This window comes from Clostridium sp. Marseille-Q5894 (genome assembly GCF_946902305.1).
Lineage (GTDB): Bacteria > Bacillota_I > Bacilli_A > Erysipelotrichales > Coprobacillaceae > Thomasclavelia.
This window is the reverse complement of record NZ_CAMPPT010000002.1, coordinates 329,891-346,518: the sequence shown is the minus strand read 5'-3', so window position 1 is coordinate 346,518 and position 16,628 is coordinate 329,891. Positions and strand designations below refer to the sequence as shown.

Sequence of the window (16,628 nt, the reverse complement as noted above, 5' to 3'; positions counted from 1 at the left end):
AATTCTTATTATTCAAATCAAGATATGTACACAAATGCATTAGATTTAACATATAAATTATTTACTTGCGATGATGTTTTCCCATTTAAATTCTAAAAAGATTCAGATGATCGCTGGATTCAATTTGATCAAATTTTTTCGGTATGATAAAAAACAATAAATTCATAGTAAAATATCACGAAAACATCTAAAATGCAGTAAATAAAATTTTTTTAATTCTACCTTATTTTTGAAATATTTCATAAAAAACACTTTTTTATATAGTCAAATTTAAATCAGTTTTTACTTTACATATAGTAAATCATATACTTAAATACTATTGATAACTTATAAAATGACACGCAATATTAATAACTTTTAAATAATAAGGGGTGAAAATCAATGGAATGGCTTATTGCTGTAAATAATAAAAAATATGATCATAATAAAGCTTTTAAAGAATTACCTTATATTGATTGGAAACAATCTGTTAATTATAACATTGGTGATTTAGTTTATATTTATTCTTTAAAACCTACTAGTACAATTGAATTCTTAGCTGAAGTTATAAAAGTAAATATACATTCTAAAGATACTTTAAATGATGAAAAATACTGGAGTAATAAAAATGAATATTTGGAAGGAAGAAAAAATGATAAATATGTTAGACTTAAATTATTGCACAAATTTAGAGAAAATAAAATACCATTATATGATCTGCAAAATCATGAACTAGAAGAAAATATTCATGTTCCTAGAAAACTTAGGGATAATTATGGTAATCTTACAAATTTAGGAGAATATATACTAAATTTTAAAAATAGTAATCAAAAAATACTGTTTTGTAATATTGCATATATGAAACATTACGATTCTATTCGTTTTAAAAATGATATTCCTAAAAATGGTGGAAAATATGTTAATGTAAATGGTGACGCATTCAAAAAAATAATTTTCATATTTGTGAAGATGGAATGGTTTATGGCTTTGTAGAAACAAAATACACTGGAGGATACGAGAATAATTTTAACAATCCTAAACAAATACATATAGAGAACATTGATCAAAATTTTAAAAATAGAGAATCAATAGAAGATGTTACAGTTGTATTTTGTACTAATAATTCAACAAAAACAGTAGTTGTTGGATGGTACAATCATGCTACCATATATAGAAATCGTCAAAAATATCATGAAAGACAATATAATATTAAAACGACAGCAACTAATGCACATTTATTATCCTCCAAAAAAAGAGATAAAGAAATCCCTCGTGCAAGAGTTAATACTCAAAATATTGGTTTTGGTCAATCAAATATTTGGTACGCAAATAAACCAGAACATAGAAAACTGGTTAATGATATTTTAAACTATATAAATAATGAAAATTATAAACATCAACAAAATATAAAACTAAATAACTTTGAAGACACCAAATTAAACGATTCTATTAAAAATATTAAAATTAACATTGTGGATTATAAATACTCCCCTTTAATAAAAAAGAAGCAAGAACCTTTGCTAACCACTAAAGGTCAACAATACTTCAAGCGTGATCGACAAGTTGCCATAAATGCTTTGAATCACGCTTCCTTTAAATGTGAAATAAATATGCTCCACCAAACTTTTAACAGAAAAAAAGATGGCTTACCTTATATGGAAGCTCATCACTTAATTCCTATGGCATATCAAGACAATTTTAAATACTCATTAGATATAGAAGAAAACATAGTATCATTATGTAGTCATTGTCATAACGAAATTCATTATGGAGAAAATAGTAAAGAACTCATAACTATTCTCTATAATCAAAGAAAAGATTTATTAAAATCTAAAAATATTAATATTGAATTAAAAGAACTACTTTCATATTATGACATATAGATAAATAAATAGTTAAAATATCTCTTATATATTATTCATTTAATCAAGCTAACTTTTGCTAAATTCTTATTAATGATAACATTTTAATAGCAACACCTTAAACAAATTATTTTTTATTCTCCTCTCAAAAAATTTTAATTCTTTAATGCTGACCTTGTAAATAAAAATATAAATTTAATATTTTATACAAAAAAAGTGCCATCTTTTAATGACACTTCTAAACCACTTGTTACTATTCGAACTTGACAAATACTAATCAATTTTGTTTAGAGATTATTCTCTGCCGAGTATGTAAATCCTTTGATTATTTGATATATCCATATTATCCTGCCTATATGAGCTAATGTTATCATTTTGTTATCGGTGTTGATAACATTTACTCTGTAACTGCGGATAATAGCTATATGTTGTGACCTAAATTATAAGCGATTTTGCTAAGAAAAACAATATATTTCTTTCCCAATGTTTATATTCACTTATCGCAAATGTATCGTTATAGATTTTTTCGATTTCTGCCAATTATTCGTTGTTCCGCTCCATAAGTTTCAGTTTAATAATTGAATTAAATATTTTCTTTTCAACTCAGAGAAACCTAAAACTATTCTGGCTTTGCTACTAATTCATGTAATACTGCTTCGCCTTTTTTGTAAATTGTTTTATTATCTTTATATTCTTCTCATCAAACAAATCGATTTGTTTATTAAAAATATCACAAACGAACCTAAGTATCTTCTTTCTATCACGCATTTCCATATCAACTTTTCCAAAATCAAGTTGTATTGCAGAAACTAATTCAACTATTTTGCTATCATCCAAGAAATAATCACATAATAATATAAGTATTTTTTCAATTTCATCACAATTATCAAGTTTCACCTTTCGACAAATTAGATAGAATTTCTCATACTGTTTAAGATTTGTTTCTTTAAGCAAAGTGATTAATATATTATCTACATTATAAAATTTAGGTTCATATTGATGTTTAACCAATACATCAATTGCTGACTTCAATGAAATATCCGATAAAATTTCAAAAACTAGTTCATCAATCCTTACATCTTTTCTATCAAGCATTTTAGCAAATCCTGTAACATCATCTACAGAATTAAAGACGTTTGTTACATTATAGTCAACAGAAACCTTCTCGAGCAGAGCCAAAATAGAATAATTATCTAGATTATTTACTATATCCCATATTTCAGATCTTGGGAAAATATACTCCAATTCTTCTGTTACAAATAATGCACATACTAAGTCTGCATTAAGCAAATCATCTTCCTCACTAAACGCCTCCAATATGATTTTTTTGAATTCATCCCTTAGTCTTGGACTTCTTATATAAAATGATGTCAATTCCACTTCTGAACCAAGTGCAGAAAAAACAGTAACGATTTGTTTTTTGTTAAAATCATCTGACTCCGAATATAATTTTACAATTCGGCGAACTCCATCATCATCCCCAAATTGATACAAAATAGTTTTAATGAGGGCACTAAAAATTTGTCTATTAGAATTTTTTTCCAACAAAGAATCCATCACTTCCAACAGTTCATCTCTTTCACTATATATATAATAACTACCAAAATATTGCAGACAGGCAATAATAGTATTTTTGCTAGTTGATTTTTCAAGTATATTTATAATCTTAGCCACTATATCTTGATTAGTAACTTTATGTACGACTATTGAATGGATAACTGCATCTAATAATTTTTCATTCTCTGTGTCCAATAGCGATAAATAGCAGGGATTCAGCAAATTATCTTCATTTGTACACCGATCATAAAATTTTAATAATTCAATCAACTCTTCTGTACTTATATCTTCTTTTTGTAAATACTTAATAATAAAAGCCCTAAATTCATCAAGCATAAATATTTGTTTATCAGAGTATGACAAACTTTTCCATACATCTATTCTCAAATTCATTTTTTCGTCAGACAACTTATTAATAATTTCAACCAGAGACAATTTTGATGGTGTAAAAACAAGTTTGTCCTCTGGCAAAATATTCTCTATATTAAATCTTGCTAAAAGTTTGGGTAAGTTTTTTGAAAAATTTCTTGCAGTTGACATATCAACATAAAGCTTACCTTTTAGAAAACCAGGCAAATCACATTTTCCTGCTAAAACAGGCAAAACAATTACTTTTTTTCTTTCAATTTCTTTATTCATTGCTATATCTAGTTCTTTCAGTACCCATTCCGACTCAACTGAATATTTAGAAATTAACGCAATCAAATAATCAACATCATCAATTCCTTTACGAATTTTAGCAATAAGCGAATCTCCAACTTTAATTTCCGATTCATCAATCCAAGTTCTAATACCATAATAATTCAAATTATTGGAAATCTTTCTAGCCAATGGCTTATCCATGTAGTTATGACTAATAAAAACACTTGTCATTTTCATGACTCCTTTCTAATGTATTTTAACCAGCTATCTTAAAAATTTTTCTTTAGCAAAGTTTTTAAACCATTTTACTATTATCCATAGAAAAATGTTTATCTGTTCCGAGCAAAAATTCGTTAAAATTGGTGTGACACCCCTTCCCTAATGACAAAAATAAGCATTGCAATCGTAGTTAAAACATAGTATATGCCGTATTCAAGGGGATGGTTTGCTATTTTGACACAAAATTATCTTTAATATACACACTTAGCGAGCAATTTGATGTGATAAAAATATATTTTCTTCTCCAAACCCAAGTAAAATATTACAAATTTCTAAAATAATTATACTAAAACGCTTCGCGTTAATTCAATTCTTTCTTTATGTTTTCTATATTTTTTTGTTTGCCATCTTTCTTATGATGGCTTTTTTTTATTTATAATTTAGTTGAACTTTATAATTCCAGTAATAATCGTATTATTCTTCGTGATGAACCATATAAATCCCTTATTGAAGAACTTTATTTATTTAAAGGAATGGGTTGTCTATTCAAAGAAGCCTTTAGGAAACAATCAGGCAGTCTTAAACTATATTGGAAGATATTCTCATAGAATCGCTATCTCCAATTCAAAAATCTTGAATTATAATCAAAATAATCATATGGTTACATTCAGATATAAAGACCATAAGGACAATTCCAAACAAAAAAGAAATGACTCTTGATGCATGTGAATTCCTTAGAAGATTTATGCAACACATACTGCCATCTCATTTTATCAAGATTCGACATTATGGTTTCATGTCCAATGGTAACCGAAAGACAAAGATTCCATTATGCCGAACATTACTGAATCAGACCCCACCACAGGTTGATTCACATAGCGGTGACCAAAAGGTTCAGTCTGCGTGCCAATGCCCAAAATGTCACGGAAAACTGATTTTGAAATATAGAATTCCTCACAAAAGTTCTATATTTCCTTTACTGAATTCATCCTGATTAACTCCACAATAGAATACCGCTTCATTTGAGGAGGGGCCACCATGTTCATTTTACCACTAAAACATTAAAGATTAACAGTACTTACTAAAATATTTTGATTATTAATACTCAAACAGTCATTCTTATAAAAAGAAGCCATCATAAGAATTACATACGTTTTAGTACAATGCGTTTATACTATGAAATTCAATGTGGTTATTTTAATTTTCATTAGATTTTGTTATAATTACTATATATTTTATATATTTCAAGAAAGGTTAGTCTATTTATTAAAATAATTAATCTAGGTAAAAAACTACAAACATTGAGAAAAGAAATGAAAATGTCACAAAAGGAATTTGCTTTATTATTAAATATTCCTCAATCATTATTATCTGCTTATGAAAATAATCGTAATTCCCCTACTATGGAAGTTTTAATAAACATTGCTCAAAATGTAAAGTTTCTCTAGATTGGCTATGTAGTATATCTTCATCTAAATACAATATTTCTTCATTAGCTGATATCGATGATATACTCTATGCTTTAATGAAATTGGATTTAAAATTGATATACACGATCAATTAGTAAATGATCTAGAAGCATAAGATGATAAATGATATACAAGTCTTATAGTTTATGGAGATGATCCTAACTATCCTTTTAATGCTGACTTATGTAATCTAATTAAGAAAATTGTTAGTGACTACAGTGATCTAGAATCATATGCTGTTTCCAAAGAAATGTATGAATTTGCCAAAGAAAAAATAAGAACTTACTATACTTTGCCTCTAACACAAAAAAAGTTCCCAGATTTTTCTCAAGAGAAACGTTTAAAAAACATATTGATTTTCTTAAAAAACTTGATAAATAATTATTAACTTCTTAGATTATATTATATGTATAATTATATATTTTATTTTCTAAACATTCATTACATGAGAGGTGAGTTACAAGAAATATGAATTTTGAAACAATCTATACATTGATATTTTTAATAATGCTATTAATAACTAGTATTATTAGTTACAATTTAAGAACTGCATTAATCAACATATTCAAAAGTATGTTCCACATATCAATTATTTTGACATTATTTATTTTTATTATTATTTTTTTCCTTTTTGACAACACATCATTCAAAATATTTGAAACAGGATTTTTGTCACCGTTTTTTTATATTGCTTCATATATTGAATTTGTGTATTCTTTTGATTTATTATATGAAAACGATAAAATAAAGTTAAAAAATATTTTTTCTTATGCAAAATCGATTTTTACAATCTCTATATATTCATTTTTTTTAGATGTTTTATTCACAATGTCAATTAATACGATAGTCATGATCATTACAGCTTTAATTTGTATTTTTCTTTTTATTATAGCAAATTTTACAAATAAAAAAGATTATCCTGATGAAGTTTCAATGGGATATGACGGATTAATTGCATTGGCATATTCCTTGAATTTTTATATTCCATATGGGTTAATTGCTTTCAACTTTAAAATTTATAATTTCAGTTTTTTCTTTTATATTATTATATTAATAATAACAGTTTTCTTTGATTTTTGTGTTTCAATAATAAAAAGTAAAAAAGCAGAAAAACTTGCTAAAACAATAAAAATATTTTACATAGTACTATTTATACTTCATATTCCATCACATATACTTTTAAATGATATTATAGAACCAACTTTTGTTGGTAATATTGCTATTTTTATAGCATCGATGATATCTTTATTTATAATTGATTTGCAAAATAGAATTTATCACTATAAATATAAGAAACAATAATAATTTTTTGTAAGTCCTCTATAATTCACACACTAACAAACCTCACTTTTTTATGGGATAATAATGTTGTCTTAAAAAAAGGAGGTTTTCTATTATGAGTAATGAAATTAACTGGAATCACATACTAGATGAATTTGATCAGCTACCTTGTCATGAATCTATCCAGTCATTCTGTTCAAAAAAACATATAGAAATTAGTGAACTTAAAAAGCGTTTTAATAATCGACATAATAAGCCATTGATTGTTGACTTAAAACACAGTCAAAAAAGAACAGCTCAAAACTATATACTAATTGATGTTAATAGAATGAAACTAAAAGTTGGAAAGGATTTTGATCATAATCATCTTGCAGATGTTTTAAAGGTGATGAAGAGTATATGTTAATTGATACAAAAAATATAGATCATCTTTATTTGATATGTGGTCCAACTGATGGACGTAAATCAATTAATGGTCTAGCCAGTGAAGCCATGAATACCTATCGACTTGATCCCTTCTCCAATTCACTCTTCCTGTTTTGCAATAAGAAGAGAACAGTATTGAAGGTTCTTCACTGGGATGATAATGGTTTTGAATTATTGACAAAGAAATTATCAGAAGATAAGTTTCAATGGCCGAAAGATGAAAATGAAGCAAGAATCATTGATAAAAAACAGCTGAACTGGCTTCTTGATGGTCTGTCAGTCGAGCAGAAATTTCGGATTAACAAAGTGCAAGGAACAGGGTCGCATGATACAGGTAAGTATTCCTGCCACAGTTCCGCTAAAGGAGTTTGACTACAACGCAGAGGTGGAAATCATCAACCCTGTGGCTGATACGGTGGCAACTGCTACTTTTCAAGGAGCAGACGTTGACTGGTATATCAAGGCAGATGATATTGTCTTGAAGAACAAACAGGTTGGAAATAACCATGCTCCAGACAAATCAGAATCGAAAACCAAATAGAACCCGATTGATTGTATAATATGGATTAAAGTGATATAATATGCTATATTTTATAAGGGGGGATAAACGAAGTGGATAGTGCATTAGATAAAGTTGGATTATATGATTTTTTCGGGGTATTTTTATCTGGAATGTTGGTGGTTGTTGTAAGTTTTTATCTTGATTTACCATTGGTGAATTTAATAGAAAATACGGATAATGATATTATCAATGTTATCCTATTTATGTTAGAGAGTTATTTCTTGGGGTTGATTTTACAAGAAGCTAGTTCAGCTATTGATAAAAATTGTTTTAAATTCCGAGAAAAAGCAAGGTCTGATTTTCTAAATGATGATAATAAAATTATTGATAATGAATTAGAATTAAAATCTTTTAGAGAGCTTGCAAACAATATATTAAGTATATAAGTCAATAACCACGTTTATAGTAAAAATGAAAATGAGTATGTATATTATCAGTGCAAAACTTTTTTAGAAACCTGCGGAAAAAATGATAAAGTCAATAGAATAAACTCACTGTATGCTATGAGTCGTAGTTTAATAGTGTCACTTCCTTTATGTCTAATTGCCTATTTTATATGTAATATGAAATCCCTCGGCGTTCAAAATTTTATAGTTATATTTATTATGGTTTTGTTGATTCTTATCTTTTACAGAAGAACCAAAAGATTTTCTACATATAAAGTACGTGTAATTTTACGTCACTATAAAATATTAAATGAGAAAAATACATAAATCATTTTACTATGAAGCAGTAAATCTACAAGGTTTGCTGCTTTTTTCATGTAGAATTTTAAGATTGGAGGACAACATGAAAACGTAAACGTCAAATTATGTTAATATTAACATAATTTGACACTGACACACTCAATGAATTAAAGATTTGGAAAAAGGTTCAGCAGCAGGTTCTTCCAAAATGTGAATTGGTATTAAGCTACAACGGTACACCTACCAGCAAGACCACACTTCCCAGAGCGTTAGAAAAATTGGCTGGACTGGCTGACGTACACCGTATCAAGATTCATGCGTTACGACACCCGTATGTCAATCCCACGACAAAAAAATTTCTATCTTTTTTCAGAGAATTTAGGCATGCCGCAGCGGATTCTCCATTCTAAAGACAGATTGGGCGAGTAATTACAATTATAATTCATTTAATTGCTGAAAATGAAGTATTTGGAATACCTAAGACGAGTATGGGAGGAAGCAGCATATACTAAACGTTTTTCTTCATTATTGATGAAATTACTGTCAGGAAGGAACCTGTCACACTAGCGTGCTGAGCTGTCTGATATGCTCCAGCAGTGTTCTAAGGTGGTACACCTGTGATAAAAGGGTGTGATCCCGGATTGCTCCCTTTTACTCCGGCTTCTGGCCACACTAATCAGAAGCTAGAAAAACTTATTCTGATGTAAATTAAAAACGTTTGTTTTGGTGCCACTCAATAATTCCCCATATTATTCCCAGTACAAAGAAAATCAAAATTACCACACTAAAACTATACTCAAACGGTATGCTTAGCTGATCCTCCAAAGTATCAAGCGTACCAATAGCTCCTATCAGCGAAACAATGTAAAGAAGAATATTGAGAAGTACACCGTTCCTATTTTTCTTTGAGTCATTCTCAGCGGTCATATATGAAATTTTCAACTTTGTTGCTTCCTTTTGATGCTGAAAGGTATTTGTTTTATATATGTAGTTGAGTAAATTATGGGTTTCTATCGGAACATGAGGGGCAAAAAACAAATTTTCTAAATACAGATCGTTGCGCATTACCCTATTTATGCCTGAGGTTATTTCTAAATTAATAATTTGTGTCAAATATACATACATTTTAATAGATTCAAGTATAATTCCATTGTATAAGGGAATATCAACATCATTTGAGTTATATTTTGTAATAACACAACTTCCATCTTGTGGATAGTATTGATAGTTCTCTGTTGTGCTAATATTTACAAGTGGGGATGGTATTTCCTTTGTACCTATGAGTTTACAAAAATAGCCTGCGATATCATCAATATCATTTGATAGTACAAGTGTATTATGGATGAAAGAATAGTTTTCAGGTATGAACTTTTTCCCAGTCATTTCAGAAAAGAAACTGCTAATATTATTATATACGATCTCGGATATTTTGTTGTTGGCTGGTGTTATAGATGCTTCACCAAAATATTGATACCCATTAACAGTCAACAGATTATAATTGCCCAGCTTTCCCAAAACATCATCTTTTTTAAGTGGATTGCCCGTTTCAAAATCTATGACCTCAAAAGCAACAATTAATGCTCTGTTTAATGAGAATATAACTGGATCAATTTGAAAAATATGTTCCCCGATATACACCAGAAATTGCTCCATCAAAATAAAAAAGTCAATGTTAAAATACACCAGATCAGACAGCACAGATTGAGCATGAAGCAATTTAATACATGAACCAGTTTGCTTTACAATTTCTTCAAAACTCCCAATATCACTTTTTTTATTGATAGGAGAGAAAGAAAAGGCGGTGCTTTGTTGAACATAGTCGTACTCAGCACATAATTCTAATGCTCCTTTGGATGATATCAGCTTATCATCTTTCAATATGTAGGAAAGATGATATTTGTCTAATAATGTAGTGTTAAACTGCAAACTCTCCCCACTTTGCAACTGCAAATTAAAATAATCAGATTTTTATACTTTTTGAATTGTAACCGCAAATTATTTTAACTTGTTATCTGTTAAATAAAAAAAGAATGCAATTATGCATTCTCTTGTTTTTTCATATATCGCTTTTATTCCATATGCTATTTTTAAACTTATTTCAATATCTTCAAATACTTCATATATCGCTTTCATATTCCAATAGACATCTCTTGGATGTGCAAGTTCTACATTTTTTCTAATATCAATAAAATGTATGCACCATTCATTTAATAAATGCTCCATCTGACACCATATTATTTTATCTTTTATTTTTATTGAAAAATCATATACTGGTGTTATTACCAGTCCTTCTATTGTTCCTACACACTTTTCTTCTTGTGAATTTCTATATATAATCCATAATCATTACCCAATCATCAATTCCTTGCTTGCTTTCATTATTAATTCACTATCTATTACATCTTTTTGTTGTTTAGCGAATTAATTTAACTAACTTTTTTCAAATTAAATTAGACAGTATTAAATGTAAAATCATCACGATTAATTAAATTTGTTATACTATTTTAGACAATATCCGCACTTTATTTTATACTTTAACAGTAACAAAAATGCAGCTTTACACTGCATTTTCATATATTAATTTTAATCCTTCTGCAATCATTACACCATCAATTATGCTGTGCATGATATTTCCAATCCTTTCACTGTTCCAAAAAATATCATCTAACGTACTTAATGGACTTGATACATTTATCTCTGGTATACCAATCCAACGCTCTTGTCCCAGCTGAATTAAATATATGTCATACCTGCTCTTTCTTCCGCTTATACTGAATGATGTTATTTCATTGATTTTTTTTATATTTCTTATTTCACATTTCCATACCTGCTTTTTATATCTGCAGTTATATCTTATTGTTTTATCCGATTTCATTTGCTGCCTCCATTACTGTTTCATTATCGATTACCATTTTCTCTCTGGCTGCTCCTATTATTAAACAGTGGGTCAATAAATTATTCAGCTTTCTTGATGATCCCTGGCTTGCATTTGATAATGCCTTGAGCGCATCTGGCATTATCAGCGGCTGTGTTCTTCCTGCTTTTTTTAGCTTTTCAACCACATACCTTTCGATATCTTTCTCATTCATTCCAGAAGTTTCATACTGAATTACAATTCGCTGTTTCAATGCTTCATGCACAGCTCTGTTGACAGTGTGATTTAATACTGGTGTTCCTGACAGGATCAAAATTACATAATTATTTGAATCAAAATTAAAATTTAAAAGCATTATAAGATCATTAAGAATATCAGTTTTTAAAAACTGAGCTTCATCCAGTATGATCACTGGTACGATCCTTTTTTCATCGACAGTACTTTTTATATAGCTCTGTATATTTCTGAAATTATCTATTTTTTTATGCTGTGGTTCCAGCCCAAGCTGACTGCTCAGCTCACGATAAAATTCAATCGTTGTCAATGTAGACATTGGCATATAGATAACCTTATACAGTCCTGGGTTTAGTGTCTCACTGAATTTTTTCATGATAAATGTCTTGCCAGTTCCACTGCGTCCTGTGAAAAGTCCAATTCCTCGAACATCTTTCAGATAGTTAAGCCGACCAAGTGCTTCTTTAAAATCATTTGTAGATATTTCTATATCAGGCTGTCCTTTTTCAAACGGATTGAATTCAAGTCCGTAATAAATCTTAAAATCCTTCATCATGAATCCTCCTGTGCAAATAATGGTTTATTTCTTTTTATTCTGGAATTGTCAACCTTTCTGACTTCAAAGATTTCTATATAACTGTCATTTTCATATATATAAACGTTGCTTAAATCCGGTTTGTATTTAACTGTTATTCTTGTGCCGATATATTCCTGTTTTGTTTCATAAATTCTGGTATTGAGTCTGATTGTTGCATCATTGGCTACCTTTCTGGTAACCGTATGATAAAATATCTTTTCAAGTAAATTTGAATCGATTCTCCTGATTAAGTTTGAATCATCCATAAATACATTCAATGGTGTTTGACCGTTTAATGATGCATGTGGAGAATTGTTTTTTTGATTGACATATATACCAAAAGCAGCATCTATATCCTCGATACTTTTAAACTGGCTGAAATCAGTATTGTACATCCACTGTTCCTTTACTGATTTAAAGGCCCGCTCCACCTTTCCTTTCTGGTTGCCATGAAAGATTTTTGCACGACTTATCTGAATCTGCAGCTGAGCACAGATAAGTGGCAGCTGTTCATTCTTGTACGGTGTGCCGTTGTCAGTAAAAATTCTTTTTGGTATGCCGTATTTAGTTACAGCTCTCTTTAATACGGTTTGAACATTTACTGCATTGTCTTCGAGAAAAAATCCATAACCAACAATCATCCTTGAATGATCATCAATAATCATGATCAGATATGTTCTGAGCTTATGCCCGCTGTCATCGTTAATATAGGAACAGTAAGTAGTATCCATCTGCCACATGTCATTGGAATGTTCCATTTCAAAGGCCCGCATATCTTCAACAGGTATTCGGTTAAGTTCGGGTTTTGAGGCAATAAATCTTGATACTGTTGAAAGTGATACATCTTTTTTCAATATATCGCCATCTTCTATCAGTTTTAGATAAATGGAAGTGGCGGTCATCCTGGAGTTGTTTGCTTTCATATCAATGATTTTATTTTTTACATCTTTGGTCAGTTTGCGTGAATGCCCCTTGTCTTCACGTGTTTTTGGCATCAGCCCATTAAATCCCTCCCTGCGGTACAGGTCATACCAGTACCGTACAGTCTGGAAAGAGAATTCTTTAGAAGTGCCGTCAGGATACCGAAACGGAGTAGACGTAATTCTTTTGTAGTACTGCAGCGCAGAACGGTCAGGATATGTTTCATTAAGAACGGGAACGATCAGTTCATACCTGAAAAGTGCAATTTGAATGTTTAAATCTTCTTTTTTACTGTTATTCATATAGAATACACCTCCTGACCTAACCATATAACAGAGTGGAGGCATATTCAAAGGAAGGGGTATGGGAAAAAGAAATCATGTAAAAATGATCATATTTTTAGTTGAAATATGCTGCATAAACATAACATGATATTCTGAAAAATAATTTATTATGAAATCAAAACATTCAAAGTCACACCTACCAAAAAAAGCCAAAAAAGAAGTGAGACGTTCTTTGTGAAATTTAATATAAAAGGCAATAATTTTTTTGACCAGTTCTCTAGAAAAACCAGTTATTTTAGAAATAACAGAAGCAGAATCACTGACATTGCGATAGGACTGGATTATTTTTATTATACAGGGATTGGACAAAATCCGGTAAGGAATGATAATACTGGGCAAAAGAGCATGAGTACAGTTACAGCTTTCGCATTTGATTCTAACGATAGAAATTAAAATAGTATTGTCAGAATCAAGAGTTAAATAACGGGGATAGACAGCATGTCTGTGAAAATGACCAGTAGAACCGCATGTACATTTGATTTTAGTAAGAGCAAGAGATGAAATATCAAGGTCATATGAATCTTGAGAATAATTGTTGAAATTGAAGGTTTGAAATGTTATCATAATCTTGTACAAAACATACGTTTTGTTTTTTGGGAAAAGAAAGGCAGGAAGGCGAACCGATGACCCTTTCTTTTTTCGTATGTTTAACTCCTTTATATAATAATAAAACAGTTAGAATAACTTGCATATAATTTTATCAAATTATTCTAACTGTTTTGTTGCATTTATTAATTTTAATTGACTGGATGGTATTGTTTTTATTTTATATAATGTGCTAATCAACATCTTTTTTATAATGCATTCCCAGTATCAGACTCTTGTTTATTAAAAGGTTGAGTATTCTTACAGAAGTATTCATTAATGAATATAGTGTATGATAACATTCTTCTTTGAAAAGATCGCTTCTGCAGTTAACTGATTTGAGTCTTGAGACAACATAGTTTTTGACCTCTTCTTCATTGAAGCCAGTAAATGTATAATTCATATTGATGCGTTGTCTAAATGGTTCAAGTGATTTGAGTCTTAATGTTCTTAAAAATTCATTCTGCCCTACAAATATAAGTGTGCAGTAATCTTTAGAATCATAATCAAAATTCATAAGCATGATGAATTCTCTGAGTACTTCTTTTCTTAAAAACTGTGCCTCATCAACAGCTATGATGACTTCCATCTTGTTTTCTGATGTCAGTCTTTTGAGTTCTTCCTGTATCTGATTGAACATTTGCGATTTCTTCGTTGTTTCTTCCAGACCAAGTGCATCATTAAGCATACGATAAAAATCAATCGCTGTTATAGTTGTCATGCATATATAGATGACGACATAACGATTTGGATTGAGTGATTCAAGTGTCTTTCTTAAACATGTCGTCTTTCCCATTCCTGGACTGCTTAAAAATACACCAATACCCCTTGAACGTATGATAAAATCCAGTCTATTTGTCATCTGATTGAAATCATTCGATGCATAAAGTGTTGAAACTGTTGCATCCTTGGTAAAAGGATTTTTATCCATTCCATAATATGTTGTCATTTCCATCAGTAAATGATCTCCTCTCTTCTTGTTTTTCCATTTTCAACTCTATCTGTTCTCTTTAGGAATACTTTTTTCTTTTGTGATGTATCATAAAGATATGTTCCTTCAAAAGTACGAGGATTATAACGAATAATAACTCGAATCCCTATATAAACAGAAGGAACATCAAATAATACATTCTCTATAAGAACTGTTGAATCTCCATTAACCTTTCTTGTCGTTTCATGAAGAAATACATCATCAAGCCATGAAGAATAATCAGCCGGTGATTTATTGGAAAGTCTTGATACTTCAATATCTCTCATATCATACATATACCTTTCAAATGGTGTATGATTATCGTGTTCATCATCTTTCATGGATGAATGGACCGTTCTGTTGTATTCATTGATCCATTTATTGAGATCATCATTCAATTGATGGAGTGACTGATAATCACTTCCTTTATGTACATCTAAAAATCTCATTTTCATGGTATGAAAAAATCTTTCAATAACAGCTTTTCCCGTTGGAGAATAAGGGGGATTATAGATAATCTTAGTTCCCAATTTTGCTTCTATTTCTTTTGTGCTCTTATTTTTATAGCTGCTTCCATTATCTAAGATAATGACTTTGCTTCTCCCATACCTTAAAACAGCATCATGCCACACTTTTTGAAAGTTGACTGCATTATCATTGAAAAAGAATTCAGCACCAACGATCATCCTTGAATGATTATCAATAATAGCTATCAGATATGTTTTTCGATATTCTCCATTTTTATCAAAAATATAAAATGTATGACATGTATCAGCTTCATATCCATCACATGAATGGGCAAATTCCCAAGCCCTTCTTTCTTTGGTCAGTGTTTTACCCTGTCCGTTTCTTAAACCACTGTTTTTGATATAACGCTGAACCGTATCTACCGAACAGTCTCCTTGATTTAACACACCATCTTCGATCATTTTTTCATAGATCATAACTCCTGTTATTTTAGGATATTCTTTAATGAGATTAGCGATATATTTCTTATGTTCCTCATCAAGTTTCCTGACTCTCCCAAGATCGAGTCTATCTTTAGGCATAAGTCCTTCAAAGCCAAATTTTCTGTAAATATGGAGCCAGTATTTCATTGTCTGTCCAGAAAAGTGGCGTTTTGTACCATCAGGCCATTCAATTTCACTGTTTCCAATGCGCTTGAAATAGGCAGTTATAGAATCATCAGTAAATGTATGTGAAACAACTGGCGCAATCATCGAAAATTTGACCTGTGCTACAAGCTTTCGATACTCATAGCTGTCTGTTTTTTGTATATTCATATTATTTTACCTCCTGATTTGAGTATAGAACAGACAATCATGAAATGACATTGCCAACATATTTATTTGATTATCTTTCAAGAACGATCAGGATATTGATTGAAACAGCTTGCGACTGTTTTGAAAAAGAGTATGAAGAGTCATACCGAAAATATC

Annotated in this window: 18 protein-coding genes and 1 pseudogene; 10 read left to right on the top strand and 9 right to left on the bottom strand. The window is 29.8% G+C overall.

The window, feature by feature from the left end:
• Positions 1 to 381 precede the first annotated feature (381 nt).
• Entirely contained in the window at positions 382 to 972 is a 591-nt protein-coding gene (locus OC535_RS04335) for a hypothetical protein (RefSeq protein ID WP_498823256.1), read from the top strand.
• The gene (locus OC535_RS04330; RefSeq protein WP_498823255.1) at positions 954 to 1,862 is read left to right on the top strand and encodes an HNH endonuclease; all 909 of its coding nucleotides are present in this window, start codon (positions 954 to 956) and stop codon (positions 1,860 to 1,862) included. Before OC535_RS04335 ends, OC535_RS04330 begins: the two co-directional genes overlap by 19 nt.
• A 615-nt stretch (positions 1,863 to 2,477) precedes the next feature.
• Here the strand turns inward: OC535_RS04330 and OC535_RS04325 are convergent.
• Positions 2,478 to 4,271: a toll/interleukin-1 receptor domain-containing protein gene (locus tag OC535_RS04325; protein WP_498823254.1), complete on the bottom strand. Its 1,794-nt coding sequence runs from the start codon at positions 4,269 to 4,271 to the stop codon at positions 2,478 to 2,480.
• Positions 4,272 to 4,745: 474 nt separating this feature from the next.
• On the opposite strand from OC535_RS04325, the gene OC535_RS04320 reads away from it, so the two are divergent.
• From OC535_RS04320 to OC535_RS04285, 8 genes and pseudogenes are all read left to right on the top strand, one after another.
• Positions 4,746 to 4,979 (top strand): transposase, encoded by a 234-nt coding sequence (locus OC535_RS04320; protein ID WP_498823380.1) that lies wholly within the window; start codon positions 4,746 to 4,748, stop codon positions 4,977 to 4,979.
• Positions 4,969 to 5,253, top strand: a complete 285-nt coding sequence (locus OC535_RS04315; protein WP_498823253.1) for a transposase — start codon at positions 4,969 to 4,971, stop codon at positions 5,251 to 5,253. The genes OC535_RS04320 and OC535_RS04315 overlap by 11 nt, the downstream gene beginning before the upstream one ends.
• 238 nt (positions 5,254 to 5,491) lie before the next feature.
• The gene (locus tag OC535_RS04310; protein WP_498823379.1) at positions 5,492 to 5,707 is read left to right on the top strand and encodes a helix-turn-helix domain-containing protein; all 216 of its coding nucleotides are present in this window, start codon (positions 5,492 to 5,494) and stop codon (positions 5,705 to 5,707) included.
• A 489-nt stretch (positions 5,708 to 6,196) separates the two neighbouring features.
• The gene (locus OC535_RS04305; protein WP_498823252.1) at positions 6,197 to 7,030 is read left to right on the top strand and encodes a hypothetical protein; all 834 of its coding nucleotides are present in this window, start codon (positions 6,197 to 6,199) and stop codon (positions 7,028 to 7,030) included.
• Between the two features lie 94 nt (positions 7,031 to 7,124).
• Positions 7,125 to 7,415, top strand: coding sequence for a hypothetical protein (locus OC535_RS04300; RefSeq protein WP_498823251.1), 291 nt, complete (start codon positions 7,125 to 7,127; stop codon positions 7,413 to 7,415).
• Positions 7,409 to 7,807 carry an IS66 family insertion sequence element accessory protein TnpB gene (tnpB, locus tag OC535_RS04295; protein ID WP_498823250.1) on the top strand — a complete coding sequence of 133 codons (399 nt, stop codon included), beginning with the start codon at positions 7,409 to 7,411 and terminating at the stop codon, positions 7,805 to 7,807. Before OC535_RS04300 ends, tnpB begins: the two co-directional genes overlap by 7 nt.
• Positions 7,740 to 7,976: pseudogene (locus OC535_RS04290) on the top strand (DUF961 family protein); the annotation flags it as partial. The gene tnpB and the pseudogene OC535_RS04290, both read left to right, overlap by 68 nt.
• A 71-nt stretch (positions 7,977 to 8,047) precedes the next feature.
• Positions 8,048 to 8,383, top strand: a complete 336-nt coding sequence (locus OC535_RS04285; RefSeq protein ID WP_498823249.1) for a hypothetical protein — start codon at positions 8,048 to 8,050, stop codon at positions 8,381 to 8,383.
• A gap of 1,008 nt (positions 8,384 to 9,391) precedes the next feature.
• Here the strand turns inward: OC535_RS04285 and OC535_RS04280 are convergent.
• The 8 genes from OC535_RS04280 to OC535_RS04245 form a co-directional block, all read right to left on the bottom strand.
• Complete coding sequence (locus OC535_RS04280) at positions 9,392 to 10,609, bottom strand: hypothetical protein (protein ID WP_498823248.1); 1,218 nt, start codon at positions 10,607 to 10,609, stop codon at positions 9,392 to 9,394.
• Between the two features lie 69 nt (positions 10,610 to 10,678).
• Positions 10,679 to 11,017, bottom strand: coding sequence for a DUF6618 family protein (locus OC535_RS04275; RefSeq protein ID WP_498823073.1), 339 nt, complete (start codon positions 11,015 to 11,017; stop codon positions 10,679 to 10,681).
• A 223-nt stretch (positions 11,018 to 11,240) separates the two neighbouring features.
• Complete coding sequence (locus OC535_RS04270; RefSeq protein WP_027088811.1) at positions 11,241 to 11,558, bottom strand: DUF6618 family protein; 318 nt, start codon at positions 11,556 to 11,558, stop codon at positions 11,241 to 11,243.
• Entirely contained in the window at positions 11,545 to 12,345 is an 801-nt protein-coding gene (locus tag OC535_RS04265) for an ExeA family protein (RefSeq protein WP_498823190.1), read from the bottom strand. The genes OC535_RS04270 and OC535_RS04265 overlap by 14 nt, the downstream gene beginning before the upstream one ends.
• Positions 12,345 to 13,592, bottom strand: coding sequence for a DDE-type integrase/transposase/recombinase (locus OC535_RS04260; protein WP_027088813.1), 1,248 nt, complete (start codon positions 13,590 to 13,592; stop codon positions 12,345 to 12,347). The genes OC535_RS04265 and OC535_RS04260 overlap by 1 nt, the downstream gene beginning before the upstream one ends.
• A 75-nt stretch (positions 13,593 to 13,667) precedes the next feature.
• Positions 13,668 to 14,198 (bottom strand): DUF6431 domain-containing protein, encoded by a 531-nt coding sequence (locus tag OC535_RS04255; RefSeq protein ID WP_222704623.1) that lies wholly within the window; start codon positions 14,196 to 14,198, stop codon positions 13,668 to 13,670.
• Between the two features lie 214 nt (positions 14,199 to 14,412).
• A complete protein-coding gene (locus OC535_RS04250) occupies positions 14,413 to 15,174 on the bottom strand; it encodes an ExeA family protein (RefSeq protein ID WP_498823247.1) in 762 nt (253 codons plus the stop codon).
• Positions 15,174 to 16,472 carry a TnsB C-terminal domain-containing protein gene (locus tag OC535_RS04245; protein WP_027089463.1) on the bottom strand — a complete coding sequence of 433 codons (1,299 nt, stop codon included), beginning with the start codon at positions 16,470 to 16,472 and terminating at the stop codon, positions 15,174 to 15,176. Before OC535_RS04245 ends, OC535_RS04250 begins: the two co-directional genes overlap by 1 nt.
• Positions 16,473 to 16,628 lie beyond the last annotated feature (156 nt).

Coding starts and splice junctions, on each gene's coding strand:
- OC535_RS04260 (WP_027088813.1), bottom strand. CDS start 13,592: ATGAATAACAGTAAAAAAGAAGATTTAAACATTCAAATTGCACTTTTC.
- OC535_RS04270 (WP_027088811.1), bottom strand. CDS start 11,558: ATGAAATCGGATAAAACAATAAGATATAACTGCAGATATAAAAAGCAG.
- OC535_RS04335 (WP_498823256.1), top strand. CDS start 382: ATGGAATGGCTTATTGCTGTAAATAATAAAAAATATGATCATAATAAA.
- OC535_RS04330 (WP_498823255.1), top strand. CDS start 954: ATGGTTTATGGCTTTGTAGAAACAAAATACACTGGAGGATACGAGAAT.
- OC535_RS04250 (WP_498823247.1), bottom strand. CDS start 15,174: ATGGAAATGACAACATATTATGGAATGGATAAAAATCCTTTTACCAAG.
- OC535_RS04255 (WP_222704623.1), bottom strand. CDS start 14,198: ATGATAACATTTCAAACCTTCAATTTCAACAATTATTCTCAAGATTCA.
- tnpB (WP_498823250.1), top strand. CDS start 7,409: ATGTTAATTGATACAAAAAATATAGATCATCTTTATTTGATATGTGGT.
- OC535_RS04265 (WP_498823190.1), bottom strand. CDS start 12,345: ATGAAGGATTTTAAGATTTATTACGGACTTGAATTCAATCCGTTTGAA.
- OC535_RS04325 (WP_498823254.1), bottom strand. CDS start 4,271: ATGACAAGTGTTTTTATTAGTCATAACTACATGGATAAGCCATTGGCT.
- OC535_RS04315 (WP_498823253.1), top strand. CDS start 4,969: ATGACTCTTGATGCATGTGAATTCCTTAGAAGATTTATGCAACACATA.
- OC535_RS04320 (WP_498823380.1), top strand. CDS start 4,746: ATGAACCATATAAATCCCTTATTGAAGAACTTTATTTATTTAAAGGAA.
- OC535_RS04300 (WP_498823251.1), top strand. CDS start 7,125: ATGAGTAATGAAATTAACTGGAATCACATACTAGATGAATTTGATCAG.
- OC535_RS04245 (WP_027089463.1), bottom strand. CDS start 16,472: ATGAATATACAAAAAACAGACAGCTATGAGTATCGAAAGCTTGTAGCA.
- OC535_RS04305 (WP_498823252.1), top strand. CDS start 6,197: ATGAATTTTGAAACAATCTATACATTGATATTTTTAATAATGCTATTA.